This is a genomic window from Siminovitchia terrae (genome assembly GCF_003605405.2).
GTDB classification, from domain to species: domain Bacteria; phylum Bacillota; class Bacilli; order Bacillales; family Bacillaceae_C; genus Siminovitchia; species Siminovitchia terrae.
In genome coordinates this window covers 41,185-64,630 of record NZ_QYTW02000030.1, presented here as the reverse complement: position 1 = coordinate 64,630, position 23,446 = coordinate 41,185, and the positions used below count along the sequence as shown (strand labels likewise).

General features: G+C 40.4%; 25 protein-coding genes. All 25 read right to left on the bottom strand.

Going from position 1 to position 23,446, the window contains the following annotated elements; genetic code table 11:
• Window positions 1-139 (bottom strand): phage holin family protein (locus D5F11_RS21780; protein WP_185830845.1); only part of this gene is annotated, 139 nt, incomplete at its 3' end.
• A 98-nt stretch (window positions 140-237) separates the two neighbouring features.
• Window positions 238-1,509, bottom strand: a complete 1,272-nt coding sequence (locus tag D5F11_RS21775) for an O-antigen ligase family protein (protein WP_120118335.1) — start codon at window positions 1,507-1,509, stop codon at window positions 238-240.
• Between the two features lie 72 nt (window positions 1,510-1,581).
• On the bottom strand, window positions 1,582-1,851 hold the full coding sequence (locus D5F11_RS21770; protein ID WP_120118334.1) for a hypothetical protein: 270 nt from the start codon (window positions 1,849-1,851) through the stop codon (window positions 1,582-1,584).
• Window positions 1,852-1,862: 11 nt separating this feature from the next.
• Entirely contained in the window at window positions 1,863-3,929 is a 2,067-nt protein-coding gene (locus D5F11_RS21765) for a hypothetical protein (protein WP_120118333.1), read from the bottom strand.
• 1 nt (window position 3,930) lies between these two features.
• Complete coding sequence (locus tag D5F11_RS21760; RefSeq protein ID WP_120118332.1) at window positions 3,931-5,460, bottom strand: phage tail spike protein; 1,530 nt, start codon at window positions 5,458-5,460, stop codon at window positions 3,931-3,933.
• Window positions 5,460-6,167: a phage tail family protein gene (locus D5F11_RS21755; protein WP_185830844.1), complete on the bottom strand. Its 708-nt coding sequence runs from the start codon at window positions 6,165-6,167 to the stop codon at window positions 5,460-5,462. Before D5F11_RS21755 ends, D5F11_RS21760 begins: the two co-directional genes overlap by 1 nt.
• The gene (locus tag D5F11_RS21750; RefSeq protein WP_120118330.1) at window positions 6,160-11,538 is read right to left on the bottom strand and encodes a tape measure protein; all 5,379 of its coding nucleotides are present in this window, start codon (window positions 11,536-11,538) and stop codon (window positions 6,160-6,162) included. Before D5F11_RS21750 ends, D5F11_RS21755 begins: the two co-directional genes overlap by 8 nt.
• Window positions 11,539-12,105, bottom strand: coding sequence for a Gp15 family bacteriophage protein (locus D5F11_RS21745; protein WP_120118329.1), 567 nt, complete (start codon window positions 12,103-12,105; stop codon window positions 11,539-11,541).
• 9 nt (window positions 12,106-12,114) lie between these two features.
• A complete protein-coding gene (locus D5F11_RS21740; RefSeq protein WP_120118328.1) occupies window positions 12,115-12,576 on the bottom strand; it encodes a hypothetical protein in 462 nt (153 codons plus the stop codon).
• 115 nt (window positions 12,577-12,691) lie between these two features.
• Window positions 12,692-13,144: a phage tail tube protein gene (locus D5F11_RS21735; protein ID WP_120118327.1), complete on the bottom strand. Its 453-nt coding sequence runs from the start codon at window positions 13,142-13,144 to the stop codon at window positions 12,692-12,694.
• A 4-nt stretch (window positions 13,145-13,148) separates the two neighbouring features.
• A complete protein-coding gene (locus D5F11_RS21730; protein ID WP_120118326.1) occupies window positions 13,149-13,544 on the bottom strand; it encodes a minor capsid protein in 396 nt (131 codons plus the stop codon).
• Complete coding sequence (locus tag D5F11_RS21725; RefSeq protein ID WP_120118325.1) at window positions 13,544-13,891, bottom strand: minor capsid protein; 348 nt, start codon at window positions 13,889-13,891, stop codon at window positions 13,544-13,546. Before D5F11_RS21725 ends, D5F11_RS21730 begins: the two co-directional genes overlap by 1 nt.
• Window positions 13,891-14,232, bottom strand: coding sequence for a putative minor capsid protein (locus D5F11_RS21720; protein WP_120118324.1), 342 nt, complete (start codon window positions 14,230-14,232; stop codon window positions 13,891-13,893). Before D5F11_RS21720 ends, D5F11_RS21725 begins: the two co-directional genes overlap by 1 nt.
• A complete protein-coding gene (locus D5F11_RS21715; protein WP_120118323.1) occupies window positions 14,226-14,630 on the bottom strand; it encodes a head-tail connector protein in 405 nt (134 codons plus the stop codon). Before D5F11_RS21715 ends, D5F11_RS21720 begins: the two co-directional genes overlap by 7 nt.
• A gap of 2 nt (window positions 14,631-14,632) precedes the next feature.
• On the bottom strand, window positions 14,633-15,106 hold the full coding sequence (locus D5F11_RS26900; RefSeq protein WP_185830843.1) for a putative Ig domain-containing protein: 474 nt from the start codon (window positions 15,104-15,106) through the stop codon (window positions 14,633-14,635).
• Between the two features lie 70 nt (window positions 15,107-15,176).
• The gene (locus tag D5F11_RS21705; RefSeq protein WP_120118322.1) at window positions 15,177-16,061 is read right to left on the bottom strand and encodes a phage capsid protein; all 885 of its coding nucleotides are present in this window, start codon (window positions 16,059-16,061) and stop codon (window positions 15,177-15,179) included.
• Window positions 16,062-16,080: 19 nt separating this feature from the next.
• Complete coding sequence (locus D5F11_RS21700; RefSeq protein ID WP_120118321.1) at window positions 16,081-16,647, bottom strand: phage scaffolding protein; 567 nt, start codon at window positions 16,645-16,647, stop codon at window positions 16,081-16,083.
• 171 nt (window positions 16,648-16,818) lie between these two features.
• Window positions 16,819-17,988, bottom strand: coding sequence for a phage minor capsid protein (locus D5F11_RS21695; protein ID WP_120118320.1), 1,170 nt, complete (start codon window positions 17,986-17,988; stop codon window positions 16,819-16,821).
• Window positions 17,989-17,998: 10 nt separating this feature from the next.
• Window positions 17,999-18,157 carry a hypothetical protein gene (locus D5F11_RS26895; protein WP_185830842.1) on the bottom strand — a complete coding sequence of 53 codons (159 nt, stop codon included), beginning with the start codon at window positions 18,155-18,157 and terminating at the stop codon, window positions 17,999-18,001.
• 5 nt (window positions 18,158-18,162) lie between these two features.
• Window positions 18,163-19,674: a phage portal protein gene (locus D5F11_RS21690; RefSeq protein WP_120118344.1), complete on the bottom strand. Its 1,512-nt coding sequence runs from the start codon at window positions 19,672-19,674 to the stop codon at window positions 18,163-18,165.
• Between the two features lie 62 nt (window positions 19,675-19,736).
• Complete coding sequence (locus tag D5F11_RS21685; RefSeq protein WP_120118319.1) at window positions 19,737-21,095, bottom strand: PBSX family phage terminase large subunit; 1,359 nt, start codon at window positions 21,093-21,095, stop codon at window positions 19,737-19,739.
• On the bottom strand, window positions 21,088-21,627 hold the full coding sequence (locus D5F11_RS21680) for a terminase small subunit (protein WP_120118318.1): 540 nt from the start codon (window positions 21,625-21,627) through the stop codon (window positions 21,088-21,090). Before D5F11_RS21680 ends, D5F11_RS21685 begins: the two co-directional genes overlap by 8 nt.
• Window positions 21,628-21,688: 61 nt before the next feature.
• A complete protein-coding gene (locus D5F11_RS21675) occupies window positions 21,689-21,928 on the bottom strand; it encodes a hypothetical protein (RefSeq protein WP_120118317.1) in 240 nt (79 codons plus the stop codon).
• A gap of 103 nt (window positions 21,929-22,031) precedes the next feature.
• Window positions 22,032-22,292: a hypothetical protein gene (locus D5F11_RS21670; RefSeq protein WP_120118316.1), complete on the bottom strand. Its 261-nt coding sequence runs from the start codon at window positions 22,290-22,292 to the stop codon at window positions 22,032-22,034.
• Window positions 22,293-22,820: 528 nt separating this feature from the next.
• Window positions 22,821-23,279, bottom strand: a complete 459-nt coding sequence (locus tag D5F11_RS21665) for a helix-turn-helix transcriptional regulator (RefSeq protein WP_120118315.1) — start codon at window positions 23,277-23,279, stop codon at window positions 22,821-22,823.
• Window positions 23,280-23,446 lie beyond the last annotated feature (167 nt).

The window sequence follows — 23,446 nt, the reverse complement described above, 5'->3', positions numbered from 1 at the left end:
TTGCTGCAACCAAAAATCCCAATACATAATCCATGACAATAAAAATAACTAGCACCTGTAACAAAGGCGACCAACCTCCCAATAAGAATGTAATGATCGCCCCGATGACAGCGACAACTGATTTAAATATAGTTTCCATACTCCCTCTCCTTTTCTGCAAAATAAAAAGAGCCCAAAAGGACTCTTTTAAAACAATAAAATGACTTATTTGCAAAGATACTTTGATTTAGGTTAACCTCATGCCAGCTGTCTTCCTTTAATGCGACCACCGCTTTGCTCAGTGGGCACTTTAACCGATCTGACAGTTTCAAATTCTTTTCTCTTGATAGTACCAACTTTAAAAATGATTGCTAGAAAGGCAAACATCATTCTGTTGTCGTTTATATCACCGGTTGTGTTTGCGTTTAATAACAAGAATAAAAAGCATGCCAATAAAGCTGATTGCTCCAACTTCATACCTTTAAAGCCACTCTTTAAAATAGGGGTTAAACATAAAAAGATTAAAACTAAAAAACCTATTAACCCAACTAACCCTAATTCAGACAGAAATTCTAGGAATATATTATGAGGATAGTCGTTTATATCTACCCCATTATTATAAAATATAGTGAAGCTCCCTAATCCCTTACCAAAAATCGGACTGCTAACAAACATTTCGTAAGCCTCGTTGTATCTATCAAGCCTACCTTCAGCAGATACTCCTCCCTGTTTTTCGGTGAACAATACAGACACTCTGTATATAATTGTGTCTAAATAACCTTTGGAAAACAACCAAGACACAAACGCTACTCCAACAATTAACAAAGAGAAAAGATATTTAAATCCGCTACTTACAAGTACGACACCGTTTTTTATCCGAACTGAACGTAGGACTATTAGAGCGCCAACTGCTAATGCAGCAAGTAACGGCATCCTAGCTCCTGATATAGATAAAGCAGCAAAGACAAGCAATGCCACAGCTATGGTCAGTAACGCTTTTATGCGCGGCATTCGAGAAAAAGTGATCCAAATCATTAATATAAGGAACGTCAATCCGGTTACTCTTCCTAGCCCTAGGTAATTACCGTCACCCAATCCGATAAAACCGATACCAGCATTGTTACTCATAAAGAGATAAATAGCGAATACTGACATCGTAACCCCAACAGCAATGATAGATTTTAAGAATCTTTTTACCGATTCCTCTGACTGCAAAATCATAATTCCAATCAAGAAAGCAGGGATGGTTAGAACTGTGAATTTTATCAGTTTATCAATAGCATAAGATGCACTAGGCGAATATAAAAAACCTATTAATATGAGCGCATATATAAAAGCAAGAACAACTATTAACCTAAATGTTACCTTTTCCATCTTATTAGGCATGTCTTTTAAAGCCAGTACTACAGTAACCAATAAACACACAAAAGTTATATCTATTTTTGACTCTGACGACTTAAAGTACCCAGATGTTAAAAATAACACAAAGAAAAACTCTTTTGATAATAAAAATTTGATTAACCTAGTCATAAATCCTCCTCCAAATCTCTTTAATTATAGGAAAGGAGAAAGATTTTATCAATTTGTTTCTCAATATTATTTTTATTGGTTAGCTTGAATCATATCTACCACCTGCCAAATTTGATCTTCTCTATTCTTACCTGTGTTTGACATCAACAAATCAAAAGCTGATCCCCGTGCCACGTAGCTTTGTTGAGACAATTGTTCGTCATCAATAGACAAGAAAACTGTAAAAATTTCTGCTTGTTGTTCCTCCCAATTCTCATTCACAGCTAAGATTTTTTCGCCAATACTTGTCCTTGTTTCATGAATTAAACGGGCAACTGGGAACTCTTTTTCAACCTTTCTCAAAGCTGCACCTCCTATTGAAATGTAATAGCTCCTGCACTTGTAATCATTTTGTTTCCGCCAATTACATGACCGGAACCATCTCTAAAGTCAATATAGTTAAATCCGGCCATATAACGATCAGCCATCACTATTCCGTTATTCTCTATGCTGAAATAATTATCAAGTCCTGATGTATTACAATCCATCATTCTTATTTCTGACCCATTGCTCCTGATTCCATTTTTAACTGGCGCCGAACTACCTTTACCGTCTACCATTACTGTTTTCATGTTAATTTTAGAGTCAATTGCATTAAGGCATGGGGTAGCGGAATTATCTTTTAGAGCCAATGTTGACCCTAAGATATTCAAATCTGCGTTTTCTGCAATTATCCTTGAAATCTCACCAAAGTTAGCAATCGTGACTTTAAATGCGTTATTTTTAATCTCTAACCCTTTATGGGCTGATGCATTAATCACTTTGGCTGTGCCCACACCATCAATCCGTAGTTCTTTTCGGATTTTGGAAAGGTCCAAGGTAATTTCTCCGGACACAAGACCCGCACAGTTTATTTTTGTCACTCGCTCAAAATACTCAGCCATTTCAATTGCTTTTTGAAGTGTCGCAAATGCAGTTGATGATGATCTGCCGTCATTATTATCCGAACCGTTCGAACGGACATATAATGTATCCTGCCCGTAATCTACTATTACTGTATTTTTGGGTGCGTGTCCTTTAATATAGGCAGCCATACCGAAATAGGCATTATGAAGCTTATAATCACTCCATTCAGCGTTTAACTTACCGAATGATACTCTATCAATTACCAGTTCTGTTCTCGGCCTTCCACCTGTTAAAAAAATTGTTTGATGACGCTCATGTGATTGTTCTCCCACAAGAAATGTATCCAATAGATAATGGCCGCCACCTCCAGAATTGCCCACATAAATAATGGCTCGATCCATTCCATTTGCACCTGAATCCCTTTGCCCATTTCGTTCAAAATAGGAACCTTGAACACCTGCACCAGTAGCTTTATTGTTAAATACAAGGCCAGCTCCGTCATTTCGTTCACACGTTATTCCTCGTAACATAAGATTATAGCCATCATACAATCCGATACCATAACCCCATTCTCTATTAGTTTCCATATCAAACGCTAAATCTTTCCCGTTATCAAATCCTCTTAAATTTGAAAAATAAACAGAATTTACTTGACGATCAGAACCCGCCCATCCCTCAAATCCTTTCCCGATCGTTATACCACAACCAAGGTTAAACGCCGCGATGATATTACGGTATGAAGCGTACCACGATTTTGCGATAAACACACCATGGTTAATACAATTCACAGCTGTCACATTTTCAACTGTGCTGTCATTAGTCACATAATTGGTATATAAGCCATATCCTGCCTTTTGGTTTCCATCTAAGACAATGTTTTTTAAATGGATATTTGAAAGTTGGATGTCCGATGTTTCTCCTATTGGTTTACCTGATACACGCAAAACAGTCTTGTTCGGATCTGTTGGGCCATCATAGAATATGACTGTGTCTTTTGATTTATCCCATACTAGTGTGTTACCAGCACCTTCTAGTGACGATCGGTTCTGTCTCATTTTCAATTCCTCTGTTACTCTATATCTACCTGGTGGTAACCTGTGTAGTCTTCCGGTGTCTATCAACGTTTGTATAGCAAGAGTCCAATCTTCATCAGGTGTCCCTAATCCGCTGACCAACGATAAATAATCATATGGTGTTTTTCCAGTAACACCGGATATGTTGGTAATCTCACTTGAGAACTTTTCGTATTCTTCATCTAATCTTCTACCTATTGTAGTAAGTGTTTCTCCAGTTACTGTATTTGTTCTTGCAGCAACCAATTCGGCAGAGGATGGGTCATCTAACGTCATATTTTGAATCTGTTCATCAAATTGTTGTTCAAGGGATGTTTGCCTACGTTCTGTATCTTTCGCAATACCAGTTGTCTTTTCTGTTTCTCGGTTAATCTTATCAATCCCATCATGAATAGACCCGCGTACATCTTTGCCGTATATAGCACTTTTGATCTGAATTAGTTCATTGCTTATATCAGCCATATCACAACCCTCCATTATCTAATCTTTGTTTTATATTTTCTATTTCTATATTAATTGAACTGATTTGATTATTAATATCAAAAATTGCATCAGTATTCGTTTTGATGTTTGTTGAGTTGTTCTGTATATCATCTTTCATCTGCTGGATTTCTTCCGGTGATACTACAGATACCAGATCTGTGACAATCTGTTCCAATTGCTGGATAGTGTCCAACATGGTAGTAATTGAGTTGGTGATAGATTCTATGTCTTGGTCAGTGACCTGTTCAAAGTTTTGCAACTGCTGTTTAGTTGCTTCCAGTTCATCTTTCGTGGTACTAAGATTGATAGATAGTGTACCAATCTTAGTGTTCTGCCTAGACACTGTTGATTTGAGGCCCACAACCTCTTTTTGTGCTTTATTAGCCTCATATTGATACTGTGAGGCTGTGGGAAATCTATCACCGATGGTCAGGTCATTATTGTCTGGTTCAATGATGTCAATTGTCTTAGCAATAACTCGTAAATGCTCGTTAATGCCCATTACTGGGTTGATGACAGGATAATAGTTCCCAACCTCAAAACTGTCTGTATCAAGTCCAATTAATGAGAGATCGAGGGCAGTGATTGAATATTTTACTTTTACTCGGTTGTTTTCTTTCAAAAATTGTTGACCGGTCCTTAATAGGTTTGATGGTATTGTAATATCATCCCATGCTTGGCTTTTGGTTATCACACCAAAAACTGACTTGGCTTCCGTATCCTCGATATATTCTTTTCCGTTATTCACCGATTCAATTGTAAGTCTAGCTTCGCTAGCGTCCGTTGCATCTTCATAATCTGATTCAATGCGTTCTCCTAAAGGCACTAATCTTGTGATTACTTCATCAGGATCAGCTTCTTTAGTGATGCTTTTCAGATTCTTCGCAAGCCTTATTTCTGTTTGTTTTGTGGCCCCAATACTATCAAGATAATCAATATAACGGACACCATTTTCCTTTCGGACCCGCAACTCTCCGCCTAGACGGCTGATCAATTTATCATCGATGGTGTCGAAAGTAGATTCGTAGCCAAGATATCGATAAATGTTGTCTGTGGTATTGGTGACCGTCACTTCCCCAACTCTAAAGGTTTTATCAATATCATCATTAGCAATGTCAGCATTATGGTTGGCAATCATAATTTCGAAGAACCGTCGGACAGTTATGTCATGGTATTCTCCGTGACGTTGTGCGCTGTCATTTAAGTATCCTAATTCACTTTCGCAGACATACGCCTTAGCAAATACTCCGGAATCGCTCATGGACTCTGTGGGCATTAAAATACGCCCCTCAAACTCATATGCTCCTGTTTTCATGTTGAAAACATTGATTAGAGTTTTGAGTGGACGTATTATGTTGTAGCCAGGGTTATTTGGCATGATTGTAAAGCTAAAACTGTCAGAAACATTGATACCTTTGTTAATCTGCCCTTCCTGTACCTTTAAATCGTTAAAGGACGGATGATGAATGACAGTTTCCTTTCCGCCATTAATGATGGTGACTTTATACATCAGATCAGCTCCTTTCGGAAGTGAAAGGAGATTTTGCCGTTTCCTCTTACCGTCATTTTGTTTTCAATCCCTGTCAACAAGAAATCATATGATTGCGACTCTCCGACAGGCACGTTAAACGTCTTACCATCTTTAATGATCTGCATTGGTGCTGTGGCCTTTATAGTTGGTTTACTTGTGTTAGTTCCTGGATTATACAGCGTAATGTTTTGACTGCCTCGTATATCAAATTCTGTGGCTTGTGCATAGTCCAACAGAAAGTTAAACGGATCCCATAAGTCATTGCCTTCTTCGAGTTCACCAATTTTGAAAGGGTATGCTGTAAAGTTGACTGTTAATGTACCGTGGTACCTCAATTCGCCAAAGTCAGGATCTTCCTCAACCTCGGCAATAAAGTAGTATCCTGGGATATAATCATCAATCAGCTTTACCTTTCTATTAGGCCGCATCACCCAATTAAGAACTTCGACTTTTTTTATTGAAAGATCGATCTTATCATAATCCTTAACATTGAATACATAGGTTAGTTGGCGTTCCTCGTATTCCTGACCGCTGTATATCCCGCTGAAATCATATATCTCATTGGAGAAGGGAACGCGTTCTTTGACTTTGATTTTCGATGGATTGCCTATAACTTTATCTGCAACAGTTAATCCATAGTCTCTATAGCTGTGTTTGCCATCAAATGTAATTCCGAATCTAGTCAATAGCGATCCTCCTTCCATACAGACCAGTCCTCTTAGCTTGATTTCGATCTATCCATCCACCCACCTTTTCTGGACCAATGTATAGATCACCACTGATATTTTCAGTGTTTTTCACGATGCGACTTAGGAGAGATTTAGTCTCACTGTCATCATTCTGTTGGTTTCCAGGTGGCATTTTAAAGCTTCGTAAGGCATCAATAACGTGATTACTGGAATTTGCGTAACCCATTCTTGATGTTCCTAGTGCAGCTTCAGGGGTCGAAGTTAAAATCATACCTTGAGACAGGTTATCCAAAGCTTTATAAACCGTCTTGGCGTCTTTATCAATTCCTACCGCAATTCCTGCTGTAATCATCTTTCCGACTTCGTCCCTCATCAGTTGAGAGGGAGATTTGATTTTAAGGGCCTTCTTGACTTCTTTTTCAATGGTCTTAGCAAGTGCTCTAGCCTCGTTAGCCAATGGCCCTTTCATGGTCTTTAATCCTTTGATTAGACCCTGTACAGTATTTTTACCCAGGACCTTTCCGCTGTTTTTGAAGTTTCCGAGTTTTTTAGTTTCCTCACTCAACTTAGTTAAACTGGCTCGCCAATCAGCTTTAGCTTTGGTCAGTTCCTTTTTAGCTGCCGCTGTCAAAGATTTAATTTGCTTTTGCATATTCTTCTTTTCGTCAGCCATTTGCTTAGTAGCTTCATCTTTGGCTAGTTTATGTTTTTCAGACCAAGCTTTCACATAATCTTTCAACATTGATTTCGGCATGTTAGCAATAGCATTGATCTCTGCTGCAGCATCGACACCCATTTCCCTGAGTTCATTTACAAAGTTTTTGGATACTCCGGTTTTTTGGATCTTTGCAATATCGGACTTAAATTGCTTGAATTGTGCGTTTTGGTCTTTTAAATTTTTGAGTAGCTTGTTTGCGTCAACTCTTTTGACCTTAACTTTATCGAACAAGCCTGTTTGGTTGTATAAGGACTTAGTGAGATTGGAAAGCTGATTTTTGTAATCATCCTGCGCTTTCTTGATGTCTTTAGCAAGATTACTGTTAATGGACTTAACCTTTTTTAGATACGCGCTATCAGCCTTCTTAACGCCGTCATTGATCTTTTTAATCGACTTGCTATGTGCTTCAGCTTGCTTCATGATAGCTTGGTTTGCCCGGTACATTTCCTTTTGCAGTTTTCTGGACTGATCACCAGTAAGTTTGTATTGGCGTTGAATTTGTCTCAATCCAGCGATGTAATTTGCCGGGCTTAATCTTTTGGTGGAATACTTAAACTGCAGATTTTTAATAGCTTCATTCGCTATATTTTTTGATGCAGCAGCTACACCTTTCTTTGTGGATGCAAGACCTTTAACCACCCCTTGTCCAGCGAACTTCCCGATTTCTTTCGTAACTCGAGATGGAGAATGTATCTTTAAAGCCTGTCTCATCGTGCTTGCTACTCTGTTTGCAATGCTCCTAGCTGTCGACATTACATGACCACTGCCGGCATTTAAACCGGAGTTTAAGCCAGACATTGCATGTTGCCCGACTGACCTCATTTGACCAGGTAAGCTGTTAAAAGGAATCGGCATAGCTCTGGCTAGGCTTCTCATGGTATTTAACTGTGCATTTCCGCCTGATTTTATTCTATTAAGCATGTCAGACATTGCTTTTTGAGCCACTTTAGAAAGTTTGTTAAGCGACTTGTCAATTTGTTTAACTGACTGATCGTATTTCTGGGACAAAGATTTCATAGCGCTCAGTTGCGCTTGTGACCCACTTTTTAGCCTGTTCGTCATATTCTGCATTGCCTTTTGAGTGACTTGTGGCAACTTAGCAAGTGTTGTCTCAATCTGTTTTACGGCGTTGTCATAGCCTCTAGTTATCGTTTTAAAACTGTTTGTGGAATTAGTCTCTACGGACTTAAACATCCTTTGGATTGCTTGAACGACTTTAGATGATCCACCATCGATACCGAGTACTAGACCTTCTGTGATATTTGTGCCGATTTCTTTAAACACTCTCGATGGACTGCGTACTCCAAGAGAATCCTTAGCTGCATTCGTTGTATCATCAGCCATTTTTTTAGATGCATTAGCAGGCTCTTTAGATCCCGCATCAATCCCTTGCGCTAGACCTTTTGACACATCTCCGCCAATCGATTCGAAACCTGCGCCAGCAATACTTTCAGTAAGTGCACGTTCAGTATTCATCACCAAATGCCCAACGGATTCCAAGATTCCTGAATTTTCAATGCCAAGTGATGTACTTAACGCCTTCGTTGCTACGTCTCCACCTTTGGAAAAGGCTATGCTTAACTTCTCAAGCTCGCTATCCGACGCTTTAACAAGCGCATTGACATGCCCGGCTGATTCAGGACCAGCCTCACGCAAAGTGTTAAGTAAACCTTCGTCCACACCACGTTCCGCTAGCTTTGCGATATTTTCAGACCAACTGGTAATAATCCGTTGGTTTTCTTCGAGGTTCTTGGTCATTTCGCTTACAGATACTTCGGATTTTTCGCTGAGCGTATTGAACATATCCAGTGCTGAATCTTTGTAGCTTTCCCACGTATCCTTCATATTTTCAACGGTTTTTTGTTGAGCTTCGGATAATTCGTCGAGCATCAATAATTGGCGTCCTGTGTCTTTTTCAGCCGCTGCCGCTACTGCTGCAGATGATTCTTTTATTTGCTGGTCTACCTTTATTCTTTCTTCACCAGCTAACTTGCTAGCTTCCATAAGAGTAGTCTCTTGTTCTTCCAGTTCTTTAAGAGCTTTCTTATGTTCTCCGCTTTTAACTGTTCCTTCTTCTAGTTTTTGCGACCATTCTTCCCTAAGAGAATTGATATCTTCTAACTGTTTCTGGATATCAATTTGTTCTTTCATTATTTCCGTGAGTCTCTCTTGGGCTGATTGTAGCTTTTCCTCTTCTTTCATGAGGTTGATGCGGTTTAATATTTGTTCAGATGATGCGCTTAGCGCCTTTGATTCTTCTCCGTAAACAAGATTTAAACCACTAACATTTCTGTTTAATTCTTCGATATAAGAGTTTAGAGTCTTCTTTTCTTCTCCTGATAATTTATCTCTTGAAGCCATTTCTTCTGCTTTAGCAGCTAATTGGGCATAAGCTTCTGCGTTAGTTTCGATCTTTGATTGGTTCTTCTCATGGGCTGCAGCCGATTCTTCTGTCGCCTTACTTAATTCATCAGTCGAACTCGCTAACTTTTCCGTTTCACCACTTAATCTAGTGCCTTCTTCGGTGGCTTTTTTGAACCACTTTACGATAGCGATTGTACCCGCCACTAATAATCCAATTCCAGCCGTTATCCACCCGATTGGACCCATTAAGAATTTAACTGCGGCACCCAATGCGTAAGTTGCTGTAGTCGCAACAACTTGTGCAGCTGTGGAAAGAGATACAGCACCTGTCATTACGCCGATCGCTAAGGATGATAACTTAATTGTTGATAATTGGGCTCGTTTAGCAACTATATCGGCAAGTGTTGCATTAGTTGACAATATTTGTGTTAAAGTCTGTTTTTGCGTCAACAAAGTCATGACTTGCGTAGATGCCATAGCTGTTTTTAAAACTGCGTTAGATGCCTGTACTGCGGCTGTAACTTTTGTTATCACTGCATGTGCAGCATAAGCCGACATTAGTCCAATGATCGCAGGAGATAAGGCTTGTACTATCGGGGTAGTTGCTTGTACTGCTGATGCAAATCCTTTTACAACAGGCGCCACACCTTCGATAGTCGATCCAATAAATTTGAACGTTGAGCCAACAACGACCTTTAACCCATCAAGATTCTTTGCGATGTCATTTCCGGTTACTTCTTTCGACAACTCATTGAATGATGTGATCATGTTTGCAGCCCCGACGATGACCGCATTTTTCAAGTTACTAAAAGATGTAGCAATACCCGCGCTACCAGTAGATGCCATTTCGGCAAATCCACCGACGCCATTATTCAACTCAATTAACTTATCGTTAAACTCCTCAAAAGAAACAGCCCCGTACTTCAAGGCTTCGTAAAAATCGTTTTGTGCTGATTTGCCAGCATAACCAAATGCTTCCGCTGTCTTGTTTATTGCATATCCCATCGTTTCTTGCAGCGTCCTCCACGACTGCAAGTCAACTTCCCCTTTAGAAAGCATCTGAACATACTGCACTAAACCACGCTCTGCATCAGCGGCGCTTGATCCACTGGCTAAAAATGCATTATTTAGCGCCAACGCCGTGTCCGTTGCATTATCTAAGTCACCTGTTAAAATGGCAATATTTTGAGTGCTGGCCACGATGCCGTTTAATGTTGTTGGTAGGCCCTGTATGCCGTCTGATAGCTTAGAGATGGATTTTTGAGCCTGTTCACTACTAAAACCCATCCGCTCCATTACAACTGGGAATCCTGTCAAGGTGTCAAATCTTCCGATAGCGTCATCTAGCGAAGATTTCAGAACATCGAACGCCTTTGATGCAATGGCCACCAATCCAATTGATACCGCTAATTCTTTTATGCGTGCTGTTGCACCGGATGTTTTTTTACCTACATCATCAGTACTTTTACCTAAATCGTCTGTTGATTTTGTTGTATGGTCTGCCTCATTACCCAAACCGTCTACAGAATCACCTAAACCATTAACATCACTTTGCGCTTTTGAGCTCTTGTTGCCTAAGTCTTCAACGGCTCCGTCAACATCCTTAATTTCACTACCAGCTTTACCACCCTTAGCTCCTAGATCATCTACCGCGCCACTTGCGCCATCAATTTTGTTAGATGCGTCATTTGCGGTACTTGATAGTTTATCGAGGTTTTCCGAAGTGTCGGAAACATTTTTATTAGCTCCATGTGTACTGTCTGCCAAATCATCTATAGCAGTATCTACATTTTTCAAATCAACTTTTGTTTCATTTGCACTGCTTGATAAGTCATCTAAACTATCAGATGTATCACCAATACCCTTTTTTGCGTCAGCACTACTATCCGCAACACCGTCTATTGCGCTGTCAACATCTTTCAAATCTTTGCCTGCTTTAGATCCGCTATCAGCTAAATCATCTATACCATCAGATGTACCTTTTATGTCTTTAGTGGCGTTTGCGCTACTATCAGCAACGCCATCTATTGCATTATCGGCGTTTTTGAGGTCTTTACTTGCCTTATTACCGCTATCGGCTAAGTTTTCGACAGAGTCAGAGGCGTTTTTTACGTCCTTGCTTGCCTTAGCACTACTACTACCTAAACCACCAACACTAGATTCTGTAGATTTAAGGCCTGTGCCTAGCTTCTTCGCAACGCTACTCATTGCATCCATATCTTTTGACGCTATTTCAATTTGCTTGCCATCTACTTCGATAGATATCTTAATGCTGCCATCGCTCAATCAATCCACCTCCTCCGGCTCTTCGTTGTCAAGCGCATATATTTTTTGCAGCTTACGCATAGCCTGCCTGTATTCGGTTGATTCACCTTTAGACGGTTCCCACATTCGTATTGAGATGATGCGTCGCATGATCGTATCAGCTGGCAATCCATTCAATAACGACTTGAATTCACGCCAATGAAGCTTCCCTTGTTGCTCAAACAAGTTCATGTTGTAGGCTTGCTGGAATGACGCGAAAATGTATTCAGTGTCTTTGCTCAAGTCGATGAATTTCTTGTCTTCATCCTCTCTAACAGGCATCGGATTTCCTTTTCTGTCGTATTCAATTAGTTGCTTGCTTTCGATATGGATAAATGACTCATAAATGTGATTCCATAAATCAACTGTTGCCTCGTAAGGTTGATCTCCTAGCAATAATTCAAGGGCTATTTTGACTTTTTCGTGATCTCTAAGGGCTTTGTCGTCAAGCACGTCAAACACGTCAAGGACATTATCAAAAGCCAAATCAATGGCATATTCTTCATCTTCATAAACAAAAGAGGTGACCAACGGATCATTAAGACGCACGTTAGTCACCTACTTCTTTTTGGCTTTTTTCTTCAAATACTCTTTTTTCTTTGATTCAAATTCTTTCTTTCGTTCTTTTTCATATGTTTGCATCCGGTCAACAACAATCTCTACGATTGCCTCTTCAAGCGGTTCGTATATCGACATCAATTCACGAATATCGGGATACCTGCTGTAAATTTGTTCAAACGTCCCTTCACCTAAAAGAGAATCGTATCGTATTTTCAGTTCTTCCTTTTTAAAGTCGAATGTGGAGTTGTATGCCTCTCTATCAACATTAGTTTCGTCAATATCTTTTAGCTGCGATTTTTCAATTTTCTCATCTAATTCTTCCAATTGTTCTCGCGCTTTTTCATCCCTATCCCAAAAATCTGAAATCGCTTCGATTCTGTCATCAAACCAAATTTCCACTTCTCCGATTTTTACAGGAAACCCCGCCCTTTTAATGGGGATATCTATACCTTTTGACATGTTTATCCTCCTATATAAAAAGAGACGTTCCATTACAGAACGCCTCATAATCATTATTTAAGTGTTACAGTCGCCCCATCTGTTGTGGGTGATACTGATTCAACCACTGGGGCCATTACTCCCCCGACAGGTCAGTTTCCTTTGGGAGTGAATCGAATCGAATGTTACAACTAAAATCTTCGTAAGCACTAGCATCACCAGCACCTGCAACAATTGCGGACACCGTAGCTCTACCAACCCATTCTTTCTTTCCGTCAGCTGATACAACTTTATGCCAAATCTTACGACCGTCTCCCGTCTTGTATTTCATATTTGCAATTAGCGCTTGAGCTGGATCCTCTGGATCAAAAGAACCTTCTGGTGTATATGCCCCGGCAACAGAAACCACATCTGTTTCTGGCGTGCCATCGCCATCATAAAATGCTGTATCTTCCGTTTCTTCTTGTGTATCATCACCGATAGTTGAGATATATTTCGCTAGTTCTAGCCATTCTGTTCCTGGTTCCTCTTGACCTGGTGTGTACTTTTGCACAAAGTGACCTCTTAATGCGTTTTTTAATCTTGCCATTTGATTAATCCCCTTTCAAAACTGTTATTTTTGCTTGTACATCCAATAAAAAAACGAACCAACCTTGGTCATCAATTTGATTGATAAAAGGCTTGTTCGTTATGATTAGTTCTTCGAATTCAAAGCTGTCATTTTGACTTTCTAGTTCAGCGAGCTTTTCTAATTCGGTCTGAACGGTCCATAAGGTTTGGTTTATTTTGCTTTGCACCTTAGACTTCATGGCAAATTCATAATTCATTGCCCAGTCTTTTGTGCCATCCATGTATTCTTGCACAACTCTCGATCCTGGCAAAGGATAAACCACGAATGATTCATCTGCGCCAAGGTAACCCTTCTTACATGTAATAGGAAGCTCTGGCATTTCATTTACTTTGTCGCATAGCCTCTCCATAAAATCCATTACCAGTCAGCTCCCTTCTTGAATGCATCTTCCCAATCCTTCATGTGTATTGATTTCGCTTTTTCATCCCACCGTGGACCCGTACCAGGTGTTGTGTAATTACGAACAGGGTAACCACCTTTACCTACACGCCCATAAAATTGCGCCTTTGCGTACGGAGTGTTGTAATTGACAGCCGAACCATCAGTGGCGATTGTCGCGCTTTGCCTTAAGGTAGTTTCATCCGCTGGCACAAATGGATTCATGTCAGCTAGCGCTTGGTTAGCGAGCGCCCTTTGTCCTTGTTGTTGAGCCTGCGAACTTAATTTCCGGCGTACTCCTGTTATATTGATGTTAACTTGTACCATCAGACCACCTCTAACTCATAGGAATAGATGGTCGTGCTATACGCTTCGTAAATTGGTATAACCTTTGTAACAACATGCTCAATGCCATCAAACACAAGCACAGACTCTGTTTTAAACGCTGGTAACGGCGTTGTAATGCCTCCATAGCAAAAAACAACCGCATTATACAGCAGTTGCTTTCCAGATGTTGTTGACGTATATTCAGCTCCACGATCAATACGACAATGTTCAATTAGAATAGGTTTGGCGTATTGAGGTTCAGACCAATCGTTCTCGCCTAGATATTCTTTGTACTCAAATGCATCAATACAAAAATCCTTTGGCGGCTTTAGCATTACCATGATCTCACCCCGATGCCAGCATAGAGTAATCCAGTCCCTTCAAGGTAAACAAACACATCTTCTGCCACTAGAGGTTTACTTTCATTGGCTCCACTTGGGTTGTACCGACTAGCATTAGACACGCTTGTGCGACCTGCTGAAAACGTCTGTGGAGCGTTATTGATTGATTCAAATGTTGTTGCGCCTAATTCGTTGAAGTACTCTATTTGGGCACATAATGCACGTTTGAATTTATCTACTCGCCAAGGGTTGTCTTTTTCCATGTCATATCTTGCATAAAAATGACTGGTTACGTTATCCAATATGGCAGATGCCTTCGGAAGTAGTTCATCAAACTTTTTTTCATCGACATCTGCACTATTCAACTTTTTGAATTCTTCATACGTTAAATAAGCCATGTTCATTCACCCTCTGGTGGTGGATCTGGCTCTGGTTCAGCCAATGTTAATACATGCGTATCCTTCTTCGCACCATCAGCCGTTGTTACAGTAGTTGTATAAGTCCCTGCTGGTACATCCTCGTTCCATGAGATTAAGCCGCTGGCATTAACGGATAATCCGTTTGTGGTTGGTACAATAGCATATGATACGCTTTTATTCGTTGCATTAGTTGGCGCTACGGTAGCTGTTAACTGCCTTGTACCCGCCGTTCCTGCCTCTGCACTGGATGTTTTAGGTGATAGTGTTACTCCTGTTACCGCAATCGGCAATGTTTTAAATGCAGGAATATCCACTCTTTCAGACTCCCTATCACCGTCTACCCTTACTGCTTGATATTCACCTGCAGCAACATCTGTATTGGGATTAATCCCTGTGATTGTTAGAGGGCTTTCACCCTCTACGACCACATCATTGCCTTTGTAGATTTTAAACATAAAAGCCCTCCTTATTTAAGGTTAATGACTGCCCCGTCAGTCGTTGGCGTGACGTCAATATTCGGGGGATTTACTCCCCCAAAGTCACCTTGATAACCGCCTTTTTATTAGCTGGCAAAATGAATTCCCCAGCCTTACCCGCACCTTGGAAAGCTACTCCGTCGAAGTCCTCTGATTCGATAGTACGAGTTGTATTAATCCCTGTAAATTGTTTACCAACACCTGTAATAGATGTGTAAGCAAGCTCACCATCTTGGAATTTTGTTTCTGGTACTTCTTTAATCTGGAAGCCTTTAAAGCTAATGATTCCGTTGGCGTCAATATTAGCTCCCGAATGTTTTGCTGTTGTAGTGATCGGATGGTCGACAATTGCGTTGTATAGCTCTGGCTTCACCCATGCCATCTTAGTGCCGACTGCTTCCATGTTTACATAAGCATTGGATAGGTCGTTAAACAGCTTTAATACTGCATCATTTGTAATTCCGGCCAGTTTGAATGTTTGGTCTGCAACCTGTGAAATAAACAAACCACCATGATTATCAAACAATTGAACCTTAGCTTGCGCTTGCAAGTCGGAACGGTCTGCAATCGTTGCGGCAAAGTCATTATTAACCGTATGGCGGTCAATACCTTCGTGGAATACCCATTCCCATGTGTACGGTACATCAGTGTCCGTATAAATGATTTCTTGACGCTCACCAAATCGAGTAGACTTACCTGTTCCAGTACCAAAACCAACATCTGGATCCTTGTTGTATTCCGTACCGATAACCACCGGAATATCGCTTGTTTTGATGGAAAATGCTGTTTTGTTATGAGTAACTCCGTCCAGAGCTTCCACGCCTCCACCGAAAAACTCAGCAAAGTAAGCTTGTTTTTGGTATACAGCTTGCAATAACTCCTTAAATTGCTTTTGATAACTGCGTACAGCTTGGTTGTTGTTTTCTCCTGCCATTTCTTATTACCTCTTTCTTTTAATTGTATTTAGCCAACTTTGCGGCAAATGGGTCAGTCTCACCATTGCCTTTCCCGCCATTTGGATTGCCTGGCACAACAATCTGCGGGGAGGGATTGGGTTCCTCTTTAACCTCGAACAGATATGGATCGCTTTCTTGGATGGCTTTTAGTTGGTCATCCAAACCTAGAAGCTTTTCTCCATCAAGCTTGATAGTTTCCAAGTCCAACAGAGCTTTAGCAGCCTTTGGATTGCGAACTTTTGCTCCTGTAAGAGCATCTTTCAAAGCGTAATCAAAGGTCTTTTGCTGAAGCTTTTGTTCATAATCGGTCTTGGTGGTTTCATTTTCTTGCTGCAGTTCTTGAATCTTTTGTTGAAGTCCTGCTGCATCAATCTTTTTCAGTTCTTCCAATTGATCGTCTCTTTCCTTCAACTGATCCTTGAAATCTTTTAACGATGTATTGACATCATCAAATTTCTGTTTAGGGATCCATTGACCATCAGAAACAATCGCAATTTTGTTATCACCTGCTTTTTCTGTGACTTGGTTATACAGTTCTTCACCTAGCAATTCTTTTAAATCCATCTATATACGCTCCTTTATTAATGTTTTTAGGCGTGTCACACCTCACGCTGAAAGGTTACGCTTAGTTTTACCCCAAGCTTTTAAAATGGGCATAATAAATAGCCCTGTTTATAACGTCTATTGGCTAAAGACAAACTTAAAACCTATTAAATGTTCTTCTTACAATATGGATCATTTTTTGTAATCAAAGTCTTTCAACAACGTATCTAAAGGAGTATATACCTTCTCACGCTTATAATTACGGCTTAAATGCTCACCATTCTTACTCAAATGATCTCTCATAGCAGCCTGCCTGCGTCTAACCATCATTCGCCAGTGATCGGCTTTTTTGCTTCCAAGCTTCTCAGCAACCATAAGGTTTTTCTTATATTTAACAATCTCTCTTTCAATTCGTCGCTGAGTATCTCTGGCTTTTGCTACTTCCTGATTCAATTCAGAGTCATATTGTGGTTGATTGTTCGTATTGACACCTGGAATAAAAGGTATATGCAAATGACGGCAGTTAACACCTCGGTGTCCGCCTGCTGTTCCATATTCAGCACCCCATGACGGATCATAAATAGATTTATACTCGTTATCAGGAGGAATCTCACTAGGGAATCTTAAATCCACCACATGACCTTGAATAGCTGAACATTGTTTTCTAGCCCCTGCATGACTTGTGACAACCACTGTATGCACGTCATATTCAGCCATGCGGTCTTTTCTAAGCTCGTTATAGGTATTGCCTAGCGTAGACTTTAAAACAGTGCGTGTGTACCCTTCTAAGCTCCATGCGTGGCCGCCTCTATCAACCATGGTGCTTTTAATACCTTTTTGCGCCAACTCAGTGATTGAGCGCTCCAATGATTGCTCGAATGTATAAAGCCCTGTGTTAAACATTGCTGTCGTTCGATTAAGCACGTCTTGATATGCCCTCTGTGCCGTTCCAACTCTGTAATTTGTGGTAATAAGGGTTTGGTTGACGTAATTATCAATCTCGCTCCATACTTGATCATGATAGGCTCTCATGACGTTATCTAGGTTGTTGGGCATTGGCTTTGCTTGGTAGGGCATAGCCTTATCTACATCTTGAACAATCTCATGTCCTGATTCTTCAAACATTCGCTTGATTTCGGGCTCTGCAACTCCCGTTACCTTTGCTAACAGCTTAGTCACTTTTCTATTAAACAAGCGTAATTCTGATAGCTTTTGAGCTTGCCATTCGGTAATGTCATCTGATCCGTTTTTCAAGCGCTTGATGATGATACGAATGATTTCACCTTCTAGGCTGTTGTAAAGTTCAGCCATGTTACTGGACCATAAGTCTAGTTGGTAAGGTGTAATTTTAGGTTTAACCATTTAATCACCTTCAATCATGAAACAGTGGATTGTGTTCATCGTAAATATGAACATCATGCTCCTTTTCGCTAATTTCTATATTTGACCATCCACCATTTTCGTCAACATGTAACACCATCTTGTCACCGTCGATTTTCTTTAACCGTTTAATCAAATCGTTTACAGTCACTTAAATCACTCCTCATCACCAAACATACGCCTTGCCGTCCTATCGCTAACCTCCATTGGGTCAAATGCCAATTGCTCTGACTGTATCTCTTTAACCCACTGTTCAGCTGTTTCCTTAGGCACTTCAAAAATCCTTTGAATAATCTCCACAGTTGGGATAAAACCAAGTGTTTTAGCTTGACCATAGAACTTCAATTGCTGTGCTTTATCGACAAAAATACCATCGTCAAAATCAACGCCAATATGCTCGAACGTTGGTATTTCACCATCAAACAGACGTTTGCTATTCTTTCCGGTGGTCGCTTTGGCTAATTCAAGCACAGAAATGATTAATCCTTTGATAAACTTTTCAACTTCATTAACGTGATTGTTTCGAGTTCGGTATGTCAAACTATTCTCGCTGACTACTTCTGTCGCTGTTTTCATTGATTTGCCATCAAAGGAAAGTGTGCCTACTGATAACTGCAGATCCATTTCCAATGTTTTCAGATGATGATTTATGGCTGAAATATATTGATCAGATCGAATGTCATTTGTGACATCCTTTACCATCTCTTCATCGCTAGCCATCCTCATGGCTTTAAATACGTTGGTGTTAGGATCAAACACTTGTTTTGGCGGCAACCCATCTTCACTCGGCAATGTTTGCAGCATGTAATCACTGACAAAGACGGTACGTTGCCCCATCTTGATTTCCCAATTAAATTGGTCAAATGTGTCATTGATCTGCTTAAGAGTAGGCTTGCAATTGTCTGTAATCCCCAACCCCAACGGACTGAGAGGACTAATATTGTTGAATCCAGCGGGCTTTAAGTAATTAAAAATCGGGCGTGATAAGCCTGCAACCTCGGTCCTCTCCACCAATCCTTCGTATATCTCGTTTAGAGGCACTCGCTTGCCTATTTCACTTTTGTTGTCCGATTTATACAGTTCGTTTGTAATCACGTACAATTCATTTTCCCACTCATGAAACTCTAGCAGTGTATAGTAAATGGTCTTGTCCCGGTCTACCTTCGTTGTTACGGACACAATAACGCCTTCTGAAATGCCGTTACTGTTTGATTTCAACGGATAAAATGCATTTGCCAAAGCCCAAGCAAATTCAATTTCTCCAGTCGATTGGTCAACGTACGGCCGGACTGCTATGCCTCCTATTGCAAACATCGGTTCCAGATACCGCATTAAATTCTTTTTGAAGTCGTTATGCTCAAACACATGCTGTATAAAGTCATTTGCCGATTTATAGGTGTTAGTCTTCTTTTTCTCGTCATCAGCATCCGATACAGTGATTTCGCATTGCTCATTAAAGACTAAACCGGACAGCAATTCGGCGCTTAACTTAACCATGTTTAAATGCATGTAATCTCGTTTTTGCAATTGCCCCATCGAGTTGATATATTCAACCTCAGGATAATTCCCTTTGTACTCCTCGAGATCCCTTTCAATCCTCTCCAATTCTTCGGGTTCTATATTGATCTTAGGATGGTCATTGATTGTTTTGAGTGTTTGCCCCGACAAAGCGTAACCTCCTCTCTTAAAGAATTTCTTAATGCTCTGGATGATGCTCACGCGCTCACCTCCTACACTCTCAGTCTTAGATCACGAGCATTGGCCGTACAGAAATATTGAAAATCATCACACGTATGGTCATCTTCTTTGATAACTTTTGGATCGTCTGAGTTGAGTGTTTTCTCGTCAAACTGATATTTCTTGTGTTCTTCGATGAATATGTCGTTGCTGTCACAATACGGCAATCCAGTAGGTATTGGCTTCTTAAGATAATAAAAACGCCCCTGCGCTAATAAGTCATGGACGTAATCGATCATATCTATTTTCTTTTTCTTAGCCACCGGCATCCAATGTTGCCCAAAGTCTTTGAGATATTGATTTCTTAGTGCTGCCTCTGCACTATCAATCGTCCTCTTTTGGATTCGGGCGCCTTTCCAGTGTTCACAAGTTGATGTGGCCGTCACAAACTCATGAATGCCCTTAGATAACTCACTAGGAGCCTTTTTCCTCACTTGTCCAGCAGGACTGTAATAGTACGTGTTCAACCTTATTACATTTCCCTTTGCTGTCAGTCCGTAGCACCCACAAGAGGTTGCTGAAACTGAATGACCTGTATCCATTGAGTAATACAAGGCTATGATTCTATCGTCATCCGGCAATACATCTAATCCCTTGAACAGGTTCATGTTATAGACGTTAGTTCCAAGCCCCACAGGTTCACCCAGATAAAGATAACGGTAATAATCATAGTCGTTCTTCTTGATGCGCTCAATATCCTGCAGCATTTGCTCAGTAACAAAACCCAATTCGTCATTCTTATAGCTTGAATCATGTACGAGGTAGTTATCTTCACCAATCATGCTGTCAGACCATTCATTGATCCAACTGTATGGGTTTCTTGGTGGGTTATATGACCAAAAGAAACGCACTATATCAGCTAAAGGATGTTTTTGCCGCATAAACGTAGTATTCGTTTGGTCGAATTCTTCCGCATCTGCAAACTCTGCTGCTTCTTCATACCAGACCGCAATTATGTTTCCGATGTCGTTAGATTTCAGTTTCGCAAAGTCGTCTTGGCCATAGAAATAGAACGTAGAGCCTGTACCTTTATGAGTTATTTTAAACGGCGCAACTGTTGGTTCGAAGTCTCCACCTTTGGCTACCATAAAACCGAACTTACCTAAAGCCCATTGTATTTTTAAGAATACGGAATCGCGAATCGTATTTGCTACCTTACGGATCACAACAACGTTAGCTTTCTCGCCCTTTATTAAATACCAGAGCATCATGTAAACAAGCTGCAAGGCTATGACAGATGATTTAAATGAGTTCCGACCGCCCCTCAATATGTTGTACGGCTTCTTGGTTGTCCATACAGGCTTGAAATGCGGATTGACGTTTTGCTGAATGTCGATAGTAGGCTTACTCATTGGTGTTACTCCATGCATCAACGATCATTATAGTTGGTGGAGCTTTGTTGTTATCATCTTTGGATATCTTGTCAGTTTCAGCCTTAACTTTTGATATCTCTGCCTTCACCTTTTCTTGCTGTATATCCATCATCTTTAATTGGCCAGGTAACTTAGGATCAAACATACCAATATGCTTACCGATTAACTCAGTGGCTTTATTGGCACCAGTGCTGTCAAACTGATATTCCCCCGTTTCAACAAGCTTACCTTCTGCATGATCCCATTCCATAACTGGTTCAGCTTGCATTGAGCGATCGGATATTTCTTTTAATCGTTTCAGCACCCAATAGGCATCCAATTCTAACTTATCGGCACGTTTATCTTTCAGTTCCTTTATACGTGTGGAAATGTTAGCTTTTGTTAGCAACTTCGATGCCGTCACTCTCGCTGTTTTCTCGCTATAACCTGCTCTAATAGCTGCTTGAGTAGCGTTTAAGTCAATGATATACTCCTGACAGAATAGCTCTTGTTTAGCTGTCAATTTACTCATATTACATCACCGCCACCTCCGAATTTTAGTCATAAGAAAAAGCACCGCTATGGGTGCTTAATTAAAATTTTATATCATGTACTAAATTTAAAATTTCTTCCGCATCGCTTTCTCTCTCACTTTGTGTTTCAACAGTTATGCTAATAACGTTATCAAGGTTTATGAACATATTGTCAATCGGGAACATGCGTTTATCTGTGCTTCTTAATTTTCCAGCTAGAACTATGTCATCTCTTTCGATTTCTATTATTTTACCGTTCACAAATTCAAATATATAAAAATACTTTTCTTGTTCACTCATGTATTACACCCCCCTCCCATCGAACCTATTCGACAAAAGGAGATATTTTCCTGCAACTATTTACCTAAAAAGCATCTACCAAGACGCTCCCGTTAAATCGACGTCAATCCTTCTTTAATATTTCATAATTCTTTACCAACTCTGATAAAGTCTTGTAATTAACGGTTAACGTTTCATTACCATAGGACTCTATGCCTCCATCTTCAATCCCGAGGTCAATATCCCCATGATAGCTAGACAGTCTCTCATGTTCTTCTAAAAGCTTATTCAAGGCCTTATAATTAACCTTGACTACACCTCTATTATTCACTTCACTCATATCATTTTTAATAACCTGAATAAAGTTCACGCTTTTTTTCGACAAATCAACTCACCTGGCTATATATTACACCAAAAATGGCTATCTGCTCACTGTGATTAATCTCTATAGTTTGACATTAATCGACAATAGACCGAAACTGCCATGATTACCATAAAGGCTGGTTATCGCATTACGAAATCCAACTGGCTGTTTGTGCATCATGGCACATCAGCTAAAAAGCCGGGATTCACGTTAGGATTCCCGGCAACCGATCCTACTGCCATGTCTAGCATGGGTTCAGATCACATTTAAATAGCCCCCTCCTGCTGAAGCACAACACGTGGCACGCATCGGCCGTCCGGGCTATCCCCGAACCTACAGGAACAAGCGACAATATGCGGGCAAGGATTTGCACCTTACATATCATGCACACCTTTATTATGACCCCATGCATGACTACTCCGTCTGGATCTCGGGCCGAGTTTATTTAGCGTCTACCTTTTCCGCCACCGCATAGCGCCATCCTTTTCCAAGGGACAGCGCAGACAGATACATAACAGAGGAACAGCAGAACTAAACCTCTCTTCCAGTTTAACATGCTGATTTACCACATCCATAATTCGTAACATCTGGAACATTTGGAACATCTGGAACATGTTGGCTTATTTGATCCACGATGCTCTCTTTTATTCTTTTGATGTGTGAATGAGACAGTCCCATATGAGCAGCAATCCAACGATAGCTTTTCCCTTCCAAGATCCAGTGAAGGACTTCCGTTTCTCTTTCGTTCGTAATCAAGTGGACACGTTCCTGAATGACTTTGATCTTTTCTTCATACCCTTTTACCTTTTTCCAATGCCGGCCTCGTCTTACGACTTCCCTGTGGACTGGATCACTTGTCTGTCCCTTCGCTTTTGGCATAGTTGATTCGATTCCATACTGGGCCGTTAATCCTTCTCCTGCAGATTCCAATGACTGCCTCATGATTTTTATGCTGTTAATCATCCAATGGTAATCTTTGAGTGTGTTCTCGATATCAATTTTATTCATTCCGACCCCTCCCTTATCTTTGTCTGTAAGAACCCCTGTACTTGCGATAAACTGGTCTATCCATCCCCATAAGGCTTTTGATCTCAAACTCTGATAAGTCTTCCCTGCGGCGCTTCTGCGGCTCCCTGTGCTTTGGCTTTCCGTATGCTTTTTCAAGTTGCTCTTTC